Genomic DNA, 20,789 nt, shown 5'->3' on the forward strand with positions numbered 1-20,789 from the left:
TCCCCCGCCGCGCCCCCCCCCCCCCCCCCCCCCCCCCCCCCCCCCCCCCCCCCCCCCCCCCCCACCCCCCCCCCCCCCCCCCCCCCCCCCCCCCCCCCCCCCCCCCGCCCCCCCCCCCCCCCCCCCCCCCCCCCCACGAGCGCGGTGCGCCGGGAGTCCCGGGCGATCTCCGCCTCCCGGCCCTCGCGCTGCCGCGCCACCAGCCCCGGCAGCCGGCCGGACACCAGGCCGCCCAGCGCGAGGAAGACCGGCATGCGCGCCGCGGTGAGCGTCACGAACGCGACCGTCACCTCGCGCGGGCCGCCGCCCAGCAGCGGCACGAGCAGCGGCCCGGCGGCCAGGCCCAGCTGCACGCCCGCGCCGGCCAGCGTGCCGGCCACGAGGTGGCGCGCCCCCGCCCCCTCCGGCCCGTCCCCCGGGTCCGCGGGCGGCGGGGTGCCGCCCCCGCTCCGCAGCCGGCCGGTCAGCCAGAGGCCGGCCAGCACGACCGGCGGGCCGGAGGCCAGCAGCCATGCCACGGCGGTGGCGCTCGGCACCAGGGCCACGACCGGCACGGTGAGCACCAGCCGGACCGCCGCCTCCCCCGCCGTCGCCAGCCCGTACCCGACGGTGTCGCCCCGCGCGGCGAGCAGCCCCCGGGCGACCGTGAAGCCCCCGTAGGACAGCACGACCGCGGCACCGCCCAACCCCAGCAGCACCGGCCCACCGGGCAGCCGCCCCGCCGCCGCGGCCAGCCCCCCGCCCACGGCCGCCGCGAGGGCGACCGTCCACAGCAGGCAGAGCCGGGCCCTGCCCGGCGGGCCGCTGGCCACGAACGCCTCGAACGGGAAGAGCAGGACGGCGAACGCGAGGTACTGCACCGTCCAGAGCACCGAGACCGGGGCGTAGGCCTCCTCCCCGAGCACCCGCACGCCCAGCACCTGGTAGCCGTACGTGGCCAGGCCCGAGACGACGGCGCCGGCCAGCACGGTGCTCGTGCCGCGGCGGGCGCCCCGCGGGGGGCCGCTCACGCAGGCACGTTCGGGTGGAGCGTCACGGGCAGCAGGTGACAAGCCCGGAGCCCGCAGGCAGGATCAGGCTCGCCAGGGGGCCCGACCGCGACGACGAGGAGACGTGGTGACGACGTCACGAGAGGCCCGCGCCCTCCTGCGTGCCCACTACCGGACCAGCGACCCGAAGGTGCGGGCGTACAACACCGCACGGCTGGCGGTCCTGCCGATCCCCTGGACGGTGGGGCTGCTCGACTCCCTGCACGGCAGCATCCTGTGCCTCGGCTGCGGCTTCGGCACGCTGGAGACCGTGCTGGCGGCCAGCCACCCCGACCTGGACTTCACCGCCAGCGACCTGAACGCCACCCGGATCGCCGCCGCGCAGGCGTCGGTCCACGGGCTGGACAACATCCGGTTCTCCGTCGCCGACGCCACGCGCAGCGAGCCGAGCGGCTCCTACGACAACGTGTTCCTGTCCGACCTCCTGCACCACCTGCCGGCGGGCACCCAGGAGCCGCTGCTCGAGCAGCTGTGGGGCGTCGTCCGGCCGGGGGGCACGATGGTCGTCAAGGACCTGGACGTGCGGCCGCGGTGGAAGTACTGGTGGAACTACGCCCACGACCGGGTGGTCGCGGGGCTGCCCCTCACCTACCTGCCGCCGGACCACTACCGCCGGTTCCTCACCGGGCTGGGCGCCCAGGTGCGCACCACCGCGCCGCGGACGGCCCTGCCCTACGCGCACTACGCGATGCTCGCGACGAAGCCGGCCGCGGCCGGGGCCTGACCGCCCCGGCCCGGCCGGCGCCGGTCACGCGCCGCGGCGGGCCCGCAGCTTGGCCAGCGCCTCCTCGAGGAGGGCGTTGCCGTCCTCGTCGGAGCGGCGCTCGCGGACGTAGGCCAGGTGCGTCTTGTACGGCTCGGTGCGCGGCGCCGGCGGCGGGGCCGCCGCGTCCTGCCCGGCCGGGAGCCCGCAGCGCGGGCAGTCCCACAGCTCGGGGACCTCTGCCTCGGAGGCGAAGGCCACCCGCGTCTCGTGCCCGGACGCGCACCAGAAGGCGACCCGGCGACGCGGAGCGGACTCGCCGCGCTCGGCCTCACCCATCGGACCCGCGCCGACCCGCGTGCCGCGGATCGCGTTGCCACCAGCCACAGTGCCCCCTCTGATGCTCTGAGGTGCGACGTGGGACACGCCGCGGGAGGAGTCTAGGGCCTCCGGGCGGGGTATCAGGTCACGTTTTCGTCGACCTGCGCGTCAGACCTTGAGCAGGATCCCGAGGGCGACGATGCAGACGGCCCAGATCAGGCCCGTGAACACGGTCAGCCGGTTGAGGTTCTTCTCGACCACCGAGGAGCCCGACAGCGACGAGGACACCGCGCCGCCGAACATCGAGGACAGCCCGCCGCCCTTGCCGCGGTGCAGCAGGATCAGCACCACGAGGAGCGCACTGGTGAGCACCAGCAGCACGTTGAGGACGAGCTCGACCATGACCCCAGGGTAGCCGAGGCCGGACGCCGTCCCGCCCGCGACGCCCCCGAGGGGTCAGGCGACGCCGGCGGTGGCCAGGTCGTAGCCGGTGTAGGGCCGCATGACGACGGCGTTGTGCAGCCGCTGGCCGGCGAGCAGCTGCACCCGGGTCTCCGCCAGCGGCACGTAGGCGGCGGTGGCACCGGCGGCCTCGGCGACGTCGGCCCAGGCGGCGCGCGCGGCACCGGGGTCGGCGGCGGCCGCCACCGCGGCGTCGACCAGCCCGTTGATCGCGGGGTCGGCAAGGCGGGCGTAGTTGGTGTTGCCGACCAGGCTCACCGAGCGGCCGTCCACCAGGGGCACGAGGAAGGCGCCGGGCGTCGGGAAGTCCGCCGTCCAGGTGGCCAGGACGATGCCGAAGCCGTTGCCGCGCACGTTGTCGGGGTTGCCGATGTCGCGGGCGTAGAAGTCGGCGGCCGGCAGCGGCCGCACCTCCACGGTGATCCCGACGTCGGCCAGCTGGCCGGCGACGGTCTCGGCGACCGCCACGCTGGTCGGCGAGTCGGCGACGGCCAGCACGGTGGAGAAGCCGTCGGGCCGGCCGCAGTCGGCCAGCGCCTGCCGGGCGGTGTCGGGGTCCGGCTGCGGCTCGGGGTCCTCCGGACCGCCGGCGAGGCCGCGCGGCCACAGCTGCGAGGTGGGCACCGCGTTGGCCGGACCGCCGAGCGCCTCCTGCACCGCGGCCCGGTCGACGGCCGCGGCCACCGCCTGGCGGCAGGCCGGCACGTCGAACGGGGCGACGTCGAGCGGCAGGGCGAGCAGCCGCACCGCGCCGCTGGTCACCTCGTCCACCCGGTCCTCCAGCGGCACCTCCCCCTCGGCTCCGTCGGAGAGCCGCGCGGTGGTGGCCATCTGGATGCCGGTGGTGGAGATGTCGACGTCCGCCGACCCGGCGAGGAGGGCCTGGTCGCGCTCGAGGCCGGACAGGCCGGTGCGCACGACGACCTGGTCGGGCAGGGCGGTGCGGACGTCGTCGGTCGCGGGGTCCCACTGCGGGTTGCGGTCCAGCACGATGCCGGTGACGGGGTCGACCGTGGTGATCGCGTACGGACCCGAGGAGACCGGGTCCGCGGCGTAGCCGGCGCCCGAGTCGAGGTCGACCGGCACCGGGCTGCTGGAGGGCAGGGCGAGGACGTAGGGGAAGTCCGGGGTCGCCGCCCGCAGGTGGAAGACGATCGTCCGGTCGTCGGGGGTCTCGATGGCGGGCAGGCCCAGCCGGCCGGGCGTCTCGTCCTGGTACGGGCCGGCGTAGGGGTTGGCCCGGTCGTCGAGCAGGTCCACCACGTGGGTGGGCCCGCCGACGACGACGTCGGAGGCGAAGGACCGCTCGATGCCGTACTTGACGTCCCGCGAGGTGATCGGCTGGCCGGTCTCGAACCGGGCCCCCTCGCGCAGGGTGAACGTCCAGTTGAGCCCGCCGTCGGGCGTGGTGCCGAGGTCGGTGGCGAGGTCGGGCACCAGGGTGTCGGTCTCCCCCGGCTCGCTGGAGTAGGTGACCAGCGTGCGGGTGTAGAGCCGCATGAGGTTCCAGACGCCCGGCGAGTAGGAGCGCTGGGGATCGAGGCTGTCGATCTCCCCGGCGACCACCCGCAGCGTGCCGCCGGTCGCCTCCGACGGAGCGCGGACGCCGTCGACCCCGGCGTCGGCGCCGTCGGCCAGGACGGGCACCCGCCCGCCGCCGTCCCCGCCCGCGCCGCAGCTCACGGCGAGGGCGAGGACGAGGACCAGCAGCACGACGGTGCCCGCGACCCGGCTCCGGGTGCCGCGCGCCCACGCCGGGCCGCGGCGTGCCAGCCGCTCGAGGGTGCCGTCCACTCGCTCCGCTTCCCGCAGGGCGCCGGCGGCGGCGTCAGCTGCCGTCGGCGGCGATCCGACAGATCTGCGCGAACTCGTCGGCGTCCAGGCTGGCCCCGCCGACGAGCGCGCCGTCGATGTCCGGCCCGGCCAGGATCCCGGCCGTGTTCCCGGCCTTCACCGACCCGCCGTACAGGATACGGACGACGTCGGCCGTCTCCTGGCCGAAACGCTCGGCGAGCCGCGCGCGGAGTGCGCCACACACCTCCTGGGCGTCCTCGGGCGTGGCCACCTCGCCGGTGCCGATCGCCCAGACCGGCTCGTAGGCCAGCACGATGCCGCGCACCTCCTCGGCGGTGCGGCCGGCGAGCGCGGCGTCGAGCTGGTCGGTGCAGTGCCCGACGTGCCCGCCGGAACGGCGCACCTCCAGCCCCTCGCCGACGCAGAGGATCGGCACCAGGCCGTGCCGCAGCGCCGCGCTGACCTTGGCGGCCACGGTCGCGTCGGTCTCGCCGTGCAGCGCGCGCCGCTCGGAGTGCCCGACGACGACGAACCCGCAGGCCAGCGCGGCGAGCATCGCCCCGCTCACCTCGCCGGTGTAGGCCCCGGAGTCGTGCACCGAGAGGTCCTGGGCGCCGTAGCCGACGGGCAGCTTGTCGCCGGTCACCAGCGTCTGCACGCTGCGCAGCGCGGTGAACGGCGGCAGCACCACCACCTCGGCGGCGTCCAGCTGCCCTTCCTTGAGGGAGAAGACCAGCTTCTGCACCAGGCCGATGGCCTCGAGGTGGGTCAGGTGCATCTTCCAGTTGCCGGCGATCAGCGGCCGCCGGCCGGTGCGGGGTGCGGGGGTCTCCCGGGTCCGTGCCACGTCTGCGCCCCTCAGTCCGCCAGCACCGCGAGACCGGGCAGCTCCCGGCCCTCGAGGTACTCCAGCGACGCGCCGCCGCCGGTGCTGATGTGCCCGTAGGCCGACTCCTCGAGCCCGAGCACCCGGACGGCGGCCGCGGAGTCCCCGCCGCCGACGACCGACAGCCCGTCCACCGCGCCGACGGCCTGGGCCACGCCGCGGGTGCCGGCCTGGAAGGGGGCCAGCTCGAACACGCCCATCGGGCCGTTCCAGAAGACGGTGCGCGCGCCGCCCAGCGCCGAGCCGAAGGCCTCGACGGTGCGCGGGCCGACGTCCAGGCCCATCTGGTCGCCGGGGATGGCCTCGACCGGGACGACGGTGGTCGGCGCGTCGGCGCTGAACTCCGGCGCGCAGACGACGTCGACCGGCAGCACGATGCGGTCGCCGGCCTCGGCCAGCAGCCGCCGGCAGGTGTCGACCTGGTCGCCCTCCAGCAGCGACTTCCCGACCTCGTGGCCCTGGGCGGCGAGGAAGGTGAAGCACATCCCGCCGCCGACCAGCAGCCGGTCGACCTTGGGCAGCAGCGCCTCGATGACGGCCAGCTTGTCGCTGACCTTCGACCCGCCCAGCACCACCACGTAGGGCCGCTCCGGGTCCTCGGTCAGCCGGGTGAGCACGTCGAGCTCCGCGGCCACCAGCCGGCCCGCCGCGTGCGGCAGCCGCTGCGCGACGTCGTAGACCGAGGCGTGCTTGCGGTGCACGGCGCCGAACGCGTCGTCGACGTACACGTCGGCCAGGGCGGCCAGCCGGTCGGCCAGCTCCCCGCGGACGGCGTCGTCCTTGGACGTCTCCGCCGCCTCGAACCGGACGTTCTCCAGCAGCAGCACCTCCCCGTCGCCGAGCGCCTCGGCGCGGCTGCGGGCGTCGTCACCGGCGACGTCGGCGGCCAGCGCGACCGTCGTGCCCAGCAGCTCCCCGAGCCGGCCGGCGACCGGCGCGAGGGAGAACTGCGGGTCCGGCGCGCCCTTGGGGCGGCCGAGGTGGGCGGCGACCACGATGCGGGCACCGGCCTGGCGCAGCGCCTGCAGGGTCGGCAGGCTGGCGCGGATCCGGCCGTCGTCGGTGATCGCGTGGCTGGTCTTGTCCAGCGGGACGTTCAGGTCGGCGCGCACGAGCACGCGCCGACCCGAGACGCCCTCGGCGAGCAGGTCGTCGAGAGAGCGCATCGTCAGAGGGACTTGCCCACCAGCGCGGTCAGGTCGACCAGGCGGTTCGAGTAGCCCCACTCGTTGTCGTACCAGCCGAGGACCTTGGCCATCGGGCCGAAGACCTTGGTCAGCTTCGCGTCGTAGATGCAGGACGACGGGTCGGTGACGATGTCGGAGGAGACGATCGGCGCGTCGGTGTAGGTGAGGTACTTGCCGAGCGGGCCGGCCGCGGCCTCGCGGTAGGCGGCGTCGATCTCGTCGGCGGAGGCCTTGCGGGTCAGCTGGACGGTGAGGTCGGTCGCCGAGCCGGTGGGCACGGGTACGCGGATGGCGTAGCCGTCGAGCTTGCCCTTGAGCTCGGGCAGCACCAGGCCGATGGCCTTGGCCGCACCGGTCGAGGTCGGGACCATGTTCAGCGCGGCGGCACGGGCGCGGCGGAGGTCCTTGTGCGGGCCGTCCTGCAGGTTCTGGTCGGCGGTGTAGGCGTGGATCGTGGTCATCAGGCCGCGCTCGATGCCGAACGCGTCGTTGAGGACCTTCGCCAGCGGCGCCAGGCAGTTGGTGGTGCACGACGCGTTGCTGATGATCGTCTGCGAGCCGTCGTACAGGCCGTCGTTGACGCCCATCACGATCGTGATGTCGTCGTCGGTCGCGGGCGCGGAGATGATGACCTTCTTCGCGCCGCCGCTGTCGACGTGCTTGCGGGCGTCGGCGGCCTTGGTGAAGAAGCCGGTGGACTCGACGACGACGTCGACCCCCAGGTCACCCCACGGCAGGCTGGCCGGGTCGCGCTCGGAGAGCACCTTCATGGTGCTGCCGCCGATCTTGATGCCCTCGCCGTCGGCCGCGACGTCCTCGGCGAGCTTGCCCAGGACGCTGTCGTGCTTGAGCAGGTGCGCCAGGACCTCGGGGCTGGTCAGGTCGTTGACCGCCACGATCTCGATGTCCTGGCCGCTGGCCGCGGCCGCCCGCCAGAAGTTGCGGCCGATCCGGCCGAACCCGTTGATGCCCACCCGGACCGTCACTGCTGACCTCCACTGTTCGCGTCTCGCCATCGGGGACCGCGCTCAGGCACGCGGCCTCGCTCGGCGACGACCCTAGCGGGCGCCGCCCGCGGCGGCTCCCGGCCGTCCGTTCGATGGACCGACGGACGCGGGCCCGTCCCCCCGGGAGGGGGACGGGCCCGCGGTCGTGCGATCGGCCGGCCGGCCCCCTCGCCGGGCCCCGCCGCGAGCTTGCTCGTGGCGGGGGGCGAGGGGGTCCTTCTACTGGGCGAGCATGTCGTCGGTGACGACGGACTCCGTGTCCGGGATGCCGAGGTCCTTGGCGCGCTTGTCGGCCATGGCCAGCAGCCGGCGGATCCGGCCGGCGACGGCGTCCTTGGTCATCGGCGGGTCGGCGCGCTGGCCGAGCTCCTCCAGCGACGCCTGGCCGTGCTCGAGCCGCAGCCGGCCGGCGACCAGCAGGTGCTCGGGCGCGTCACCCGCGAGGATCTCCAGGGCCCGCTCGACGCGGGCGCTGGCGGCCACCGCGGCGCGCGCGGAGCGGCGCAGGTTGGCGTCGTCGAAGTTGGCCAGCCGGTTGGCCGTGGCCCGGACCTCGCGGCGCATCCGCCGCTCCTCCCAGGCGAGGACGGCGTCGTGCGCGCCCATGCGGGTCAGCAGCGCGCTGATCGCGTCGCCGTCGCGGACGACCACGCGGTCGGCGCCGCGCACCTCGCGGGCCTTGGCCGCGATGCCCAGCCGGCGGGCCGCGCCGACCAGCGCCATGGCCGCCTCGGGCCCGGGGCAGGTGACCTCGAGCGAGGAGGAGCGGCCGGGCTCGGTGAGCGAGCCGTGCGCGAGGAAGGCGCCGCGCCAGGCGGCCTCGGCGTCGTTGATGCCGCCGGAGACGACCGACGGGGGCAGGCCGCGCACCGGGCGGCCGCGCTGGTCGACCAGGCCGGTCTGCCGGGCCAGGCCCTCGCCGTGCTTGGCGATCCGGACCAGGTAGCGCACGCCGCGGCGGATGTTGCCGCCGGCCAGCACGCTGACGCCGCTGGTGTAGCCGTAGACCTCGCTGATGTCGCGCCGCAGGCGGCGGGCCACCGACCCGGTGTCCAGCTCGGCCTCGATGACCACCCGGCCGCCCACGATGTGCAGGCCGCCGGAGAAGCGCAGCAGCGCGGTGACCTCGGCCTTGCGCTCGGAGGTCTTCGTGCACTCCACGCGGGAGAGCTCGTCCTTGACCATGGCCGTCATCGCCACGTCGTCCACCCCCGCCCGGCCGGCGCGCGGCCCGTCGTTCCCCCTGGGGTCATCCCCACCGTCGTCCTCCCCCACGTGCACTCACGGTCCGCCGCTCCCGCACCGCGCGTCGTCCGTCGTCTGCTCGGCGCCTCACCGGCGTCCCCTCCCCCTCGTACCGTTCCGGTACTGCTGTCCCCCGTTACCCGGCTGCGGCCCGTCATGCCTCACCGCACCCCGACCACGGAGGCCAGCGCCGCCGACAGGCGCTCGGGGTCGTGCCTCGGCGCACCGTCCGGCTCGGCGACGGGCGCCAGGACGAGCTCGGCTCCGCACTCGCGGACTGCAGACAGGAGACCACAGCGGTCAACCACCGAATCCGCATCCGCGATCACCGTGTGCAGCGCCACTCCGCCCAGGTGGGCCTGCAGCACCCGCAGGTGCTCCTCCGGCGAGAAGCCGTCGGTCTCCCCGGGCTGCGGCTCCAGGTTGAGGACGACGACCACCCGAGCGGAGCTCGCGGCCAGCGCGGCGCGCAGCCGGGGCACGAGCAGGTGCGGCAGCACCGAGGTGTACCAGGAGCCCGGGCCGAGCGAGACGACGTCCGCGGCGGCGATCGCGGCGAGCACGTCGGGGTGCACCGGTGGGTCCTGCGGCGAGACGAGGATGTCGCGCACCCGGCCCGGGGTGGAGGCGATCGCCACCTGGCCGCGGATGGTGCGCGTGCGCGCCGGGTCGTCGGGGTCGACGGTCTCCACGCGGGCGACCAGGTCCAGCGGGACGTCGGCCATGGGCAGCACCCGGCCGCAGGCGCCGAGCAGCTCGCAGAGGGCGTCGAGGGCCCGCACGGTGTCGCCCCGGTGCAGCTCGACCAGCCCGGTGAGCACCAGGTTGCCCACCGGGTGCCCGGCCAGCACGCCGGTGCCGCCCAGCCGGTGCTGGAGCAGCGCGGTCATCTCCTCCCGCCGGCCGCCCTCGCCGGCGAGCGCGGCCAGCGCCATGCGCAGGTCACCGGGCGGCAGCACCGGCATCTCCCGGCGGATGCGCCCGGAGGAGCCGCCGTCGTCGGCGACGGTGACCACCGCGGTGAGCTCGGGGGTGATCCGGCGCCAGGCGCCCAGCGCGGCGGCCAGGCCGTGCCCGCCGCCGAAGGCCACCACCCGCGGCGGCGCGGCGGGGCCGCCGGGATCCCCGGCCTCGGCCAGGGTCGTCTCGGCGGCCACTACTCGCGCCCCAGGTCGCGGTGCTGCGCCACGGCCTGGACGCCGTCGGCCACCAGCCGGCGGGCGAACTCCTCGGCGAGGGCGACGCTGCGGTGCTTGCCGCCCGTGCAGCCCACGGCGAGGGTCAGGTAGCGCTTGCCCTCGCGGCGGTACCCGGGGATGAGCAGCCGCAGCACGTCGAGGTAGCGGTCGAGGAACGGCGCGGCGTCGTCCTGGCCGAGCACGTAGTCGCGCACCTCCGGGTCCTGCCCCGTGTGCGGCCGCAGCTCCGGCAGCCAGTGCGGGTTGGGCAGGAACCGGGCGTCGACGACGAGGTCGGCGTCGAGCGGGAGGCCGTACTTGAACCCGAAGCTGAGCACGGTGGCGGTCAGCGGCGGGGTCTGCCCCTCGCGGGCGAAGGCGTTCTCGAGGGTCGCCCGGAGCTGGTGGACGTTGAGGTCGCTGGTGTCCACCCACAGGTCGGCCTCGCCGGCGATGCCGGTGAACAGCGCCCGCTCGGCGGAGATGCCGTCGCTGAGCCGGCCCGAGCCCTGCAGCGGGTGCTCGCGGCGGTTGGACTCGTACCGGCGGACCAGCACCTCGTCGCGGGCGTGCAGGTAGAGCACCCGCGGCCGGTGGCCGGCCTCGGCCAGCGCGCGGACCGACTCCTGCAGGTCGCTGGAGAAGGCCCGGCTGCGGACGTCGACGATCGCGGCGAACCGGCGGATGTCGCCGCGGGCGCCGAGCTCGACCATCGGCTGCAGCAGCGCCGGCGGCAGGTTGTCGACCACGAAGAAGCCGAGGTCCTCCAGGACCCGCCCGGCGGTGTTCTTGCCGGCGCCGGACAGCCCGGTGACGACGACGACGTCGAGCGGCGCGGTCTCCGTCGAGGACGGGTCCGCCGGGGGCGGGGTGTCCAGCGGCGGGGTCTCCGGAGCCGTCACGAGGCGACCCCCGTGGGCGCGGCGACGCGGCCCACCTCGGCGGTGTCGCCGGCATCGGCCCGCGGCGTGCCGCGCTCGGCCGGCCCCTGCGGTGCGGTCGTCGTCTCCACCGTGTCGGTGCTCTCCGTTCCCTCGTCGGCTGCGTCCCGCGGCTCGGCGACCGCCGCCTGCACCGCCTCCGCGGTGCGCCGGCCGATGCCGGGCACCGCCATCAGCTCCTCGACGGTGGCCGCGCGCAGCCGCTTGAGCGAGCCGAACTGCTTCATCAGCGCCTTCCGCCGGGTCTCCCCGAGGCCGGGGACGTCGTCGAGGAGGGAGACCAGCATGCTGGCCGACCGCTTCTGCCGGTGGTAGGTGATCGCGAACCGGTGGGCCTCGTCGCGCACCCGCTGCAGCAGGTACAGCGCCTCGGAGGTGCGCGGCAGGATCACCGGGTCGGACTCGCCGGGCATCCACACCTCCTCCATGCGCTTGGCCAGCCCGCAGACGGCGACGTCGACGATGCCGAGCTCGTCGAGCGACCGGGCGGCCGCGGCCACCTGCGGCGCGCCGCCGTCGACGACGAGCAGGTTGGGCGGGTAGGCGAACCGGCGCGGCCGGCCCTCCTCGGCGGCGATGCCCTGCTCGTCGCGGCGGTCGGCCTCCTCCTTGAGGTGGCGGGCGAACCGGCGGCGCACGACCTCGGCCATGGCGGCGGTGTCGTCGGTTCCGTTGGTGACGGAGAAGCGGCGGTAGTCGGACTTCTTCGCCAGGCCGTCCTCGAAGACGACCATGCTGGCCACGACGTTGGTGCCCTGGACGTGCGAGATGTCGATGCACTCGATGCGCAGCGGCGCGTCGGGCAGCTCGAGGGCCTCCTGCAGCTCGCTGAGCGCCAGGGAGCGCGCGGTGAGGTCGCTGGCGCGCTTCACCCGGTGCCGGGCGAAGGCCTCCTTGGCGTTGCGCTCGACGGTCTCCATGAGGCTGCGCTTGTCGCCCCGCTGCGGAACGCGCAGCGACACCCGGCTCCCGCGCAGCTCGCTGAGCAGCTCCTCGTAGACGTCGGCGTCGTCGGGGAGCTCCGGGACGAGCACCTCCTTGGGCACCGCCTCGCCGGCCTCCTGGCCGCCGGTCTGCTCGTCGACGCCGCCGTAGACCTGGAGCAGGAACTGCTCGACCAGCTCGCCGGTGGTGACCTCCTCGACCTTGTCGATGATCCAGCCCCGCTGGCCGCGGACCCGGCCGCCGCGGACGTGGAAGACCTGGACGGCGGCCTCGAGCTCGTCCTGGGCGAAGGCGACGACGTCGGCGTCGGTGCCGTCGCCGAGCACGACCGCCTGCTTCTCCATGGCCCGCCTGAGGGCGCCGAGGTCGTCGCGCAGCCGGGCGGCCTTCTCGTACTCCATGGCCTCGGCGGCCTCGCCCATCTCGCGCTCGAGGCGCTTGACCATGAGGTCGGTGCGGCCGGCCATGAAGTCGCAGAAGTCGTCGACGATCCCGCGGTGCTCCTCGGCGCTCACCCGGCCGACGCAGGGCGCCGCGCACTTGCCGATGTAGCCGAGCAGGCAGGGGCGGCCGATCTGGCCGGCCCGCTTGAAGACGCCGTTGGAGCAGGTGCGGGCCGGGAAGACGCGGGTGAGGGTGTCCAGCGTCTCCCGGATCGCCCAGGCGTGGGCGTAGGGGCCGAAGTACCGGACCCCCTTCTTCTTGGGCCCGCGCATGACCTGCAGCCGCGGGTACTCCTCGTTCAGCGTCACGGCCAGCGACGGATAGCTCTTGTCGTCGCGGTACCGGACGTTGAACCGGGGGTCGAACTCCTTGATCCAGTTGTACTCGAGCTGGAGCGCCTCGACCTCGGTGCCGACGACGGTCCACTCGACGCTGGACGCGGTGGTCACCATCTGCCGGGTGCGCGGATGCAGCCCGGCGACGTCGGCGAAGTAGCTGTTCAGCCGCTGACGGAGGCTCTTGGCCTTGCCGACGTAGATGACCCGGCCGTTCGGGTCGCGGAACTTGTAGACGCCCGGCGACTCCGGGATGGAGCCGACCGCCGGGCGGTACGTGGACGGGTCGGCCATGCCCTCAACACTAGGTCGCGGCACCGACACGCCGGAGGCGGGCGGACCCGTCCGTCCCACGCGTCACACGGGCGCCGCTCCGCCGCCCAGCCGGGCCTCCAGCCAGTCGAGCAGGTCGGCGGTCACCTCGTCGCGGTTGGTCTCGTTGAAGACCTCGTGCCGCGCCTCCGGGTACAGGCGCAGGTCCACCGGCCGGCCGCTCCCGCGGAGCAGGTCGGCCAGGGCGACCACCTGGTCGCCGTCCTCCCCGCCGACGGGGTCCCGCCGGCCGGCCAGCACCAGCACCGGCAGCCCCTCGGGCAGCCGGGCCACCTCGCCGGCCGCTGCCGCGCGGCCGATCAGGGCGAACATCCCCGCGCCGTAGCCGTACGTGGGGGGCAGATCGTCGCCGCACAGCGGGTCGGCGAGGTAGGCGTCGACCTCCGCCTCGTCGCGGCTGAGCCAGTCGTAGGGCGTGCGGGCGGGCTCGAAGGCGGCGTTGAAGGCGCCCAGCACCTCCATCGGCTGGTCGCCCATCCCCGCGGCGACGGCGGCCTCCAGCTGCGGCACCGCCGCGGCCATCTGCGGCGCGATGCCGATGGGGCCGGAGAGGACCAGCCCGGCCAGCGGGGCGCCGTCCCGCTCGGCGGAGGCGAGTGCCACCGTCGAGCCGAGGCTGTGGCCGAGCAGGAAGCGCGGGACGCCGGGGTGGTCGGCGGCCAGCCGTTCCCCCAGGTTCCGGACGTCGTCGAGGACGGCGTCGCTGCTCGTGGCCTGGCCGGCTGCGGCGTCGCCGAACCGGCCGGGCCCGGTCGACTCCGCCGTCCGGCCGTGCCCGCGGTGGTCCAGCGCCCCGACGGCGACGCCGCGGGCGGTCAGGGCGGCGGCCAGCCGGCCGTAGCGGCCGGCGTGCTCGGACAGGCCGTGGACGATCTGCAGCACCGCCCGCACCTCGCCGTCCGGTCGCCAGCGGCGTTCGGCGAGCCGGGCACCGTCGGGGGCGTCGATCCAGGTGATCGCGGGGTCGTCGGCGGACAGGGTCACGGGCGGGGCCTCCTCGGACGTCGTCGTCGGTCCGAGCCTGCCCCGCCCGGGCCGGTCCCGCAGCGGGACCGGCGGCGGGTCGGCGCGAGCCGGTCAGCCCACCGGGCGCGAGCGGCGGACCGCCAGCGACAGCTGCGGCACGGCGGCGGCGGCCCGGCGGGCCAGGCGGACGCCACGACCGCAGAGGACGAGCGCGGAGACCGCGCCGACCGCACCGGCGGCGAACGTCACGAAGCCGGGGAGCGCGCTGCCGGTCACCGCCGCCACGGCGACGGCGACCAGGGCGAGGAGCACCGCGGTGGACCGGAGGCCCGGCCCGCTCCCCGATCCGCCGGCCTCCTCGGGTCCGCACCCGATGGGCGAGCCGCAGGTCGACATGTCGGGGTCGCAGTTGAACGTGAGCGCGCTCATCGCTCTCCTCTCGCGGAACGTCGTCACGGCGACGGAACGGCCGCCGTGACGTCGGTCACAAGGAGGATAGGGTGACCGACACCACATCCTCAACCCCGGCGTGTCACCTTCCCGACGGGACCGGCGACCGGTCGGCCGCGTGCCGCGCGGTGATGTAGCCGTAGACGAGGCCCTGGCCGATGGTGGCCCCGGCGCCCGGGTACGTGGCGCCGAAGACGTTCGCCGCGGTGTTGCCGATCGCGTAGAGCCCCTCGACGACCGAGCCGTCCGCGCGCAGCGCCCGGCCGTGCTCGTCGGCCCGGATGCCGCCGCAGGTGCCGAGGTCGCCGAGCACGACGCGCACCGCGTAGAACCGGCTCCCGCGCAGCGGGCGCAGGTTCGGGTTGGGCGTCACGGTCGGGTCGCCGTAGTACCGGTCGTAGGCGCTGTCGCCACGGCCGAAGTCCTCGTCACGGCCGGCGGCGGCCAGCACGTTGAACCGGTTCACGGTCGCGACCAGCGCCTTCTCGGGCAGGCCGGTCGCGCGGGCCAGCTCCGCGACGCTCCCGGCACGGTGCGCGATGCCGGCGTCGTACCAGGCCTTGGGCAGGGCCTGGCGCGGGAAGACCGCCCCGGCGAGCACGTAGCTGTTGCGGTACTGCTGGTCGAAGACGAGCCACATGTCACCCACCGGGTCCCCGGCCCGCTCGCGGGCGAGCACCCGCTGGCCGAAGGTCATGTAGTCGGTGGACTCGTTGAGGAAGCGGCGGCCGCTGCCGTCGACCATCAGCGAGCCGGGCAGCGACCGCTCGGCCAGCAGCACCTGCGGCGCGCGCCCGCGCAGCGGGGCGACCGCGGGGAACCACCAGGTCTGCTCCATCAGCGCCAGGTCCGCGCCCACCTCCTGGGCCAGCTTGATGGCGTCGCCGGTGTTGCCCTCGCTGCCCAGGCTCCAGCCGGCCTCCAGGGAGGGCGACTGGTACCGGTGGCGCATCGCCAGGTCGTGGTCGAAGCCGCCGGCAGCGAGCACGACGCCGCGGGTCGCGGTGACGGTGACCTCCCGGCCGTCCTGCTCGAGCACCGCACCGCTCACCCGGCCGTCGGTGACGACCAGGCGCCGCAGGCCGGTCCCGGTCCAGAAGGGGATGCCGGCCCTCAGCAGGCCGGCGAACATCCCGGCGGCGATCGCCTGGCCGCCCGCGACGTACTCCCGGCCGAACAGCAGGCCGCCCAGCCCCTGGGCCAGGCGCCGGGCGATCCGGGGAACCGCCTTGCGCGGCACCCGGGACAGCAGGTTCATCCACCGGTAGTCCGCGCCGGTGACCGGCATCGGGACCGGCGCCTCCACCACGCCGGGCCGCAGGCGCGGGCGCTCCTCCCCGAGCACCGAGAGGTCGAACGGCCGGCACTCGCAGCTGCGCCCGGCCGCCGATCCCCCCGGCTGCTCCGGGTGGTAGTCGGAGTACTCCCGCGCCCACGAGAACCGCATCGGGGTGGTGCGCCGGAGCATCTCGACCGCCGCCGGGCCGTGCTCCAGGAAGGCCTGCCAGCGGGCCGCGGGCGCGCTGTCGCCCACCACGGCGCCGACGTACTCGGCCCCGCGCTCGAGCGTGTCGACGCCCCCGGCCTCGAGCAGGGCGGGGTTCGCCGGGATCCAGAAGGCGCCGCCGGAGCGGGCGGTCGAGCCGCCCACGTACCGCGTCTTCTCGACCACCAGCACTCGCAGGCCGAGCTCGGCGGCCGCCAGGGCGGCGGCCATCCCGGTGCCGGAACCGACGACGAGCAGGTCGACCGAGGTGTCGTGCGCCCGCGTCGAGGGCGGGATCGGCTTGGTGGCCACGGGGTCTCCGTCCGCGAACCGGCTCCGGGCCCGGCGGCGCCGGCCCGGTCGGGTGCCGGGGTGGTGGGGGGCAGCCAACTGACCGGCCCGCCGGTCGGCAACCACCCGTCCCACCCATCGAGCCGGCCGGCCGGGCGCCCGCTCAGGAGGCCGGCCCGAACTCCCGGTCCAGCGCCAGGTTGAGCTCGAGCACCCGCACGTGCGGCGCCCCGACGAACCCCAGGTCCCGGCCGGCGGTGGCCTCCCGCACCAGCGCGGCGACCTCCCCGGGAGCGACCCCGCGGGCCGCGGCGACCCGGTCGACCTGGATCGCCGCGTACTCCGGCGAGATGTCGGGATCCAGCCCCGAGCCGGAGGCGGTCACCGCGTCCGGGGGCACGTCGGCCGGGAGGACGCCGTTGAACGCGGCCACCTCGGCCCGGCGCTGCCGCACCAGCTCCACCAGCTCGGCCGAGTTCGGGCCGAGGTTGGAGCCGCCGGAGGCCGCGCCGTCGTACCCCGACGCCGAGGGGCGGGGCTGGAAGTACTGCGGCAGCGGGTCGCCGTCGGCGTCCGTCGTGGCCTGGCCGATCAGCGCCGAGCCGACCACCTCGCCGTCGACGACGACCAGCGAGCCGTCGGCCCGCCCCGGTGCGACGAGCTGGGCGATGCCGGTGACCAGCAGCGGATAGGCCAGGCCGAGGACGGCGGTGGCCACGAGCAGGGCACGGACGGCGGCCAGCAGCAGGCGGCCCGAGCGCAGGGCGGACATCAGGCGATCCCGGGGAGGAGGGAGACGAGCAGGTCGACGAGCTTGATCCCGAGGAACGGGGCGACGACACCGCCGACCCCGTAGACGAGCAGGTTGCGGCGCAGCACCGCCTCGGCCGAGGCCGGCCGGTACCGGACGCCGCGCAGCGCCAGCGGCACCAGCGCGACGATGACGAGGGCGTTGAAGACGACCGCGGAGAGGATCGCCGACTCCGGCGAGGCCAGCCGCATGACGTCGAGCGCGTCCAGGCCCGGGAAGACCCCGGCGAACATCGCCGGGACGATCGCGAAGTACTTCGCCAGGTCGTTGGCGATGGAGAAGGTCGTCAGCGAGCCGCGGGTGATGAGCAGCTGCTTGCCGATCTCGACGATCTCGATGAGCTTGGTCGGGTCGGAGTCGAGGTCGACCATGTTGCCGGCCTCCTTGGCCGCGGTCGTCCCGGTGTTCATCGCGACGCCGACGTCGGCCTGCGCGAGGGCGGGCGCGTCGTTGGTGCCGTCGCCGGTCATCGCGACCAGCCGGCCGCCCTCCTGTTCCCGCCGGATCAGCGCCAGCTTGTCCTCCGGCGTCGCCTCGGCCAGGACGTCGTCGATGCCGGCTTCGGCGGCGATCGCCCGGGCGGTCCGCTCGTTGTCGCCGGTGATCATCACGGTGCGGATGCCCATGCGGCGCAGCTCGGCGAACCGCTCCCGCATCCCGGCCTTGACCACGTCCTTGAGGTGGACGACGCCGAGCACGCGCGGGCCGGCGTCGCCGTCCTCCGCCAGCACCAGGGGCGTTCCGCCCGAGGCCGAGATCCCGTCGACGACCTCCCCGACCTCCGCCGGCACCGCACCGCCCAGGCCGCGCACCCACCCGGTGATCGCGCCGGCGGCACCCTTGCGCAGCCGGCGCCCGCCGGGCAGGTCGACGCCGCTCATCCGGGTCCGGGCGGTGAAGGGCACGAACTCCGCGCCCGGCAGGTCGTCGCGCCCGCGCAGCCCGTATCGCGCCTTGGCGAGGACCACGACGCTGCGGCCCTCGGGGGTCTCGTCGGCGAGGGAGGCCAGCTGCGCGGCGTCGGCCATGACGGCCTCGTCGACCCCGGGCGCCGGCACGAACTCCGCGGCCTGCCGGTTGCCCAGCGTGATCGTGCCGGTCTTGTCGAGCAGCAGGGTGTTCACGTCGCCGGCCGCCTCGACCGCGCGGCCGCTCATCGCCAGCACGTTGCGCTGGACCAGCCGGTCCATGCCGGCGATGCCGATGGCCGACAGCAGCGCGCCGATCGTGGTCGGGATCAGGCAGACCACCAGGGCGATGAGCACGGTCACCGGCTGCCCGGCGCCGCTGTGGAGCGCCAGCGGCTGCAGGGTGACCACCGCCAGCAGGAAGGCGATGGTGAGCGCGCTGAGCAGGATGTTCAGCGCGATCTCGTTCGGCGTGCGCTGCCGCTGCGCACCCTCGACGAGGGCGATCATGCGGTCGACGAAGGTCTCCCCCGGCCGGCTGGTGATCTCCACGACGATGCGGTCGGACAGGACCGTCGTCCCGCCGGTGACCGCCGAGCGGTCGCCGCCGGACTCCCGGATCACCGGCGCGGACTCGCCGGTGATAGCCGACTCGTCGACGCTGGCGATGCCCTCCACCACGTCGCCGTCGCCGGGGACGACCTGGCCGGCCGCGACGACCACCCGCATCCCCGGCCGCAGGTCGGCCGCGGGCACCTCGGTGCCGTCGAGCAGGTGGGCCACGGTCGTGGTGCGGGCCCGGCGCAGCGTCGCGGCCTGGGCCTTGCCGCGCCCCTCGGCCACCGCCTCCGCGGCGTTGGCGAACAGCACGGTCAGCCACAGCCAGGCGGTGACCAGCCAGGCGAACGGCGAAGGGTCCCCGACCGCCAGCACGGTCGAGAACACCGAGCCGACCCAGACCACAAAGACGACGGGCTGGCGGACGAGGGCGCGTGGGTCGAGCTTGCGCACGGCACCGGCCAGCGCCGGCCCCCACTCGATGCGCGGGCGGCGCTGCGCGCGCGGCTCGCGGGGATGGACGGGTGCGCGGTCGAGTGCGCGGGTCATGACAGTCCTTCTGCGAAGGGTCCGAGGGACAGGACGGGGAAGTAGGTGAGGCCGACGACCACGAGGACGACGGCGGTCAGGAGCCCGGCGAACAGCGGCGTGTGCGTGGGGAGGGTCCCGGCGGTGACCGGGCTGCGGCCCTGCGCGGCCAGCCGGCCGGCCAGTGCCAGGACCAGCACGATCGGCAGGAACCGGCCGGCCACCATCACCAGGCCCAGGGCGGTGTTGTAGAAGGGCGTGTTCGCCGAGAGCCCGGCGAACGCCGAGCCGTTGTTGTTGCCGGCCGAGGTGAAGGCGTAGAGCACCTCGGTGAGCCCGTGCGGCCCGTCGTTGAGCATCGAGCCGCGGCCGGCCTCGGTGCCCATCGCCACGGCGGTGCCGACGAGCACGACCGCCGGTGTGGCGAGGACGTACAGGGAGGCCAGCGTCATCTCGCGGCGCCCGAGCTTCTTGCCCAGGTACTCCGGCGTCCGCCCGACCATGAGCCCGGCCACGAACACCGCGACGACGGCGAGCACGAGCATCCCGTAGAGCCCCGAGCCGACGCCGCCCGGCGCCACCTCGCCGAGCATCATGTTGGCCAGCGTCAGGAGCCCGCCGGCGGGCGTGTACGAGTCGTGCATCGAGTTCACCGCGCCCGTGGAGGTCAGCGTGGTGGCGGCGCCGAACAGGGCCGACAGCGGCCCGCCGAAGCGCACCTCCTGGCCTTCCGTGGCGGCGCCGGCCAGCTGCAGCGCGGCACCGCCGGCCCGCGCCTGCGCCCAGGTGATCAGCGCCACCGACGCCGCGGCCAGCCTCGTCATGACGCCGAGGACCGCCAGCCCCTGACGGCGGTCGCCGACCATGCGGCCGAAGGTGCGCGGCAGCGCCGAGGGGATGAGCAGGATCAGGAACACCTGGAACAGCGAGACCCATGCCGACGGCCCCTCGAAGGGGTGCGCGGAGTTGGCGTTGTAGAAGCCGCCGCCGTTGGTGCCGAGCTCCTTGATGACCTCCTGCGAGGCCACTGGCCCGCCGGGCAGGAACTGCGGAGCGCCCGCCAGCGTGCTCGCGTCCGTGCCCGCGGAGAGGTTCTGGACCACGCCGCCAAGCACGAGGACCAGCGCTCCGACCACCGACAGCGGCAGCAGGATCCGGCTGATCGCCCGGGTGACGTCGACCCAGAGGTTGCCGAGCCGGTCGGTGCGGGTGCGGGCGAGCCCGCGCACCAGGGCGACGGCGACCGCGATGCCGACCGCGGCCGACACGAAGTTCTGCACGGCCAGGCCGGCCATCTGGACGAGGTGACCCATCGTCGACTCGCCGCTGTAGCCCTGCCAGTTCGTGTTGGTCACGAAGCTGACCGCGGTGTTCCAGGCCGACGCGGGCGCCACCGCGGCCATCCCGTTGTCCAGCGGCAGCAGCTTCTGCAGCCGCTGCAGGCCGTAGAGCAGCAGCACGCCCGCGGCCGAGAAGACCAGCAGGCTGCGCGCGTACACCGGCCAGCGCTGCTCGGCGGCGGGATCCACGCCCACCGCCCGGTACACCAGGCGCTCGCCGCGCCAGTGCCGGTCGCTGGTGAACACCCGCGCCATCCAGTCACCCAGCGGCCGGTGCACCAGCGCCAGCGCCCCCACCAGCAGCGCCACCTGCAGCCAGCCGGCCGTGACGTCGCTCATCAGAACCGCTCCGGGAACAGCAGCGCGGCCAGCAGGTAGAGCACCAGCCCGGCCGCGACGGCCAGGCCGATCCAGGCCTCGATCACCGGCGCTCCCGCCCGTCCGACCGCTCCAGGCCGCGCACGGCCAGCGCGAGCAGGCCGAACACGGCCACTGTGAGCGCGATGAACAGCACGTCGATCACGACGTCGATCCCTCGATCCGGTCCAGCGGGCGACCCGTCGTCGTCCCGCACCGGGCGGCGACGTTAGGAGCGCCCGGGCAGCCCGGACAGGCCGTTGA

Annotated in this window: 19 protein-coding genes; 1 reads left to right on the forward strand and 18 read right to left on the reverse strand. The window is 75.3% G+C overall.

Annotation, left to right across the window (positions count from 1 at the left end; all coding sequences use genetic code 11):
• Window positions 1–1,010 (reverse strand): hypothetical protein (locus tag ACI79R_RS21290; RefSeq protein ID WP_456575673.1); only part of this gene is annotated, 1,010 nt, incomplete at its 3' end.
• A 106-nt stretch (window positions 1,011–1,116) separates the two neighbouring features.
• Here ACI79R_RS21290 and ACI79R_RS21295 point away from each other — a divergent pair.
• Window positions 1,117–1,773 (forward strand): class I SAM-dependent methyltransferase, encoded by a 657-nt coding sequence (locus ACI79R_RS21295; RefSeq protein WP_456575674.1) that lies wholly within the window; start codon window positions 1,117–1,119, stop codon window positions 1,771–1,773.
• A gap of 24 nt (window positions 1,774–1,797) precedes the next feature.
• Here the strand turns inward: ACI79R_RS21295 and ACI79R_RS21300 are convergent, their stop codons facing one another.
• The 17 genes from ACI79R_RS21300 to kdpF form a co-directional block, all read right to left on the reverse strand.
• Complete coding sequence (locus ACI79R_RS21300; protein ID WP_456575675.1) at window positions 1,798–2,139, reverse strand: RNA polymerase-binding protein RbpA; 342 nt, start codon at window positions 2,137–2,139, stop codon at window positions 1,798–1,800.
• Between the two features lie 102 nt (window positions 2,140–2,241).
• Entirely contained in the window at window positions 2,242–2,475 is a 234-nt protein-coding gene (gene secG / locus ACI79R_RS21305; RefSeq protein WP_456575676.1) for a preprotein translocase subunit SecG, read from the reverse strand.
• A 54-nt stretch (window positions 2,476–2,529) separates the two neighbouring features.
• A complete protein-coding gene (locus ACI79R_RS21310) occupies window positions 2,530–4,329 on the reverse strand; it encodes an ABC transporter substrate-binding protein (RefSeq protein WP_456575677.1) in 1,800 nt (599 codons plus the stop codon).
• A gap of 34 nt (window positions 4,330–4,363) precedes the next feature.
• The gene (tpiA, locus tag ACI79R_RS21315; protein WP_456575678.1) at window positions 4,364–5,176 is read right to left on the reverse strand and encodes a triose-phosphate isomerase; all 813 of its coding nucleotides are present in this window, start codon (window positions 5,174–5,176) and stop codon (window positions 4,364–4,366) included.
• 11 nt (window positions 5,177–5,187) lie between these two features.
• Complete coding sequence (locus tag ACI79R_RS21320; protein ID WP_456575679.1) at window positions 5,188–6,381, reverse strand: phosphoglycerate kinase; 1,194 nt, start codon at window positions 6,379–6,381, stop codon at window positions 5,188–5,190.
• Between the two features lie 2 nt (window positions 6,382–6,383).
• Window positions 6,384–7,388, reverse strand: coding sequence for a type I glyceraldehyde-3-phosphate dehydrogenase (gene gap, locus ACI79R_RS21325; RefSeq protein ID WP_456575680.1), 1,005 nt, complete (start codon window positions 7,386–7,388; stop codon window positions 6,384–6,386).
• A gap of 240 nt (window positions 7,389–7,628) precedes the next feature.
• Window positions 7,629–8,603: a DNA-binding protein WhiA gene (whiA, locus tag ACI79R_RS21330; RefSeq protein WP_456575718.1), complete on the reverse strand. Its 975-nt coding sequence runs from the start codon at window positions 8,601–8,603 to the stop codon at window positions 7,629–7,631.
• Window positions 8,604–8,815: 212 nt separating this feature from the next.
• Window positions 8,816–9,811, reverse strand: a complete 996-nt coding sequence (locus ACI79R_RS21335) for a gluconeogenesis factor YvcK family protein (RefSeq protein WP_456575681.1) — start codon at window positions 9,809–9,811, stop codon at window positions 8,816–8,818.
• A complete protein-coding gene (rapZ, locus tag ACI79R_RS21340; RefSeq protein ID WP_456575682.1) occupies window positions 9,811–10,734 on the reverse strand; it encodes an RNase adapter RapZ in 924 nt (307 codons plus the stop codon). The genes ACI79R_RS21335 and rapZ overlap by 1 nt, the downstream gene beginning before the upstream one ends.
• Window positions 10,731–12,791: an excinuclease ABC subunit UvrC gene (uvrC, locus tag ACI79R_RS21345; RefSeq protein ID WP_456575683.1), complete on the reverse strand. Its 2,061-nt coding sequence runs from the start codon at window positions 12,789–12,791 to the stop codon at window positions 10,731–10,733. The genes rapZ and uvrC overlap by 4 nt, the downstream gene beginning before the upstream one ends.
• Window positions 12,792–12,854: 63 nt before the next feature.
• Window positions 12,855–13,814, reverse strand: a complete 960-nt coding sequence (locus tag ACI79R_RS21350; RefSeq protein ID WP_456575684.1) for an alpha/beta fold hydrolase — start codon at window positions 13,812–13,814, stop codon at window positions 12,855–12,857.
• A 93-nt stretch (window positions 13,815–13,907) separates the two neighbouring features.
• Window positions 13,908–14,225, reverse strand: a complete 318-nt coding sequence (locus tag ACI79R_RS21355) for a hypothetical protein (RefSeq protein WP_456575685.1) — start codon at window positions 14,223–14,225, stop codon at window positions 13,908–13,910.
• 103 nt (window positions 14,226–14,328) lie between these two features.
• A complete protein-coding gene (locus tag ACI79R_RS21360; RefSeq protein WP_456575686.1) occupies window positions 14,329–16,044 on the reverse strand; it encodes a 3-ketosteroid-delta-1-dehydrogenase in 1,716 nt (571 codons plus the stop codon).
• A gap of 142 nt (window positions 16,045–16,186) precedes the next feature.
• On the reverse strand, window positions 16,187–16,795 hold the full coding sequence (gene kdpC, locus ACI79R_RS21365) for a potassium-transporting ATPase subunit KdpC (protein WP_456575687.1): 609 nt from the start codon (window positions 16,793–16,795) through the stop codon (window positions 16,187–16,189).
• Complete coding sequence (gene kdpB, locus ACI79R_RS21370) at window positions 16,795–18,849, reverse strand: potassium-transporting ATPase subunit KdpB (RefSeq protein ID WP_456575688.1); 2,055 nt, start codon at window positions 18,847–18,849, stop codon at window positions 16,795–16,797. The genes kdpC and kdpB overlap by 1 nt, the downstream gene beginning before the upstream one ends.
• A complete protein-coding gene (kdpA, locus tag ACI79R_RS21375) occupies window positions 18,846–20,507 on the reverse strand; it encodes a potassium-transporting ATPase subunit KdpA (protein WP_456575689.1) in 1,662 nt (553 codons plus the stop codon). Before kdpA ends, kdpB begins: the two co-directional genes overlap by 4 nt.
• On the reverse strand, window positions 20,507–20,593 hold the full coding sequence (kdpF, locus tag ACI79R_RS21380) for a K(+)-transporting ATPase subunit F (protein ID WP_456575719.1): 87 nt from the start codon (window positions 20,591–20,593) through the stop codon (window positions 20,507–20,509). Before kdpF ends, kdpA begins: the two co-directional genes overlap by 1 nt.
• Window positions 20,594–20,789 lie beyond the last annotated feature (196 nt).

The sequence above is a fragment of the Blastococcus sp. SYSU D00820 genome (assembly GCF_054050695.1).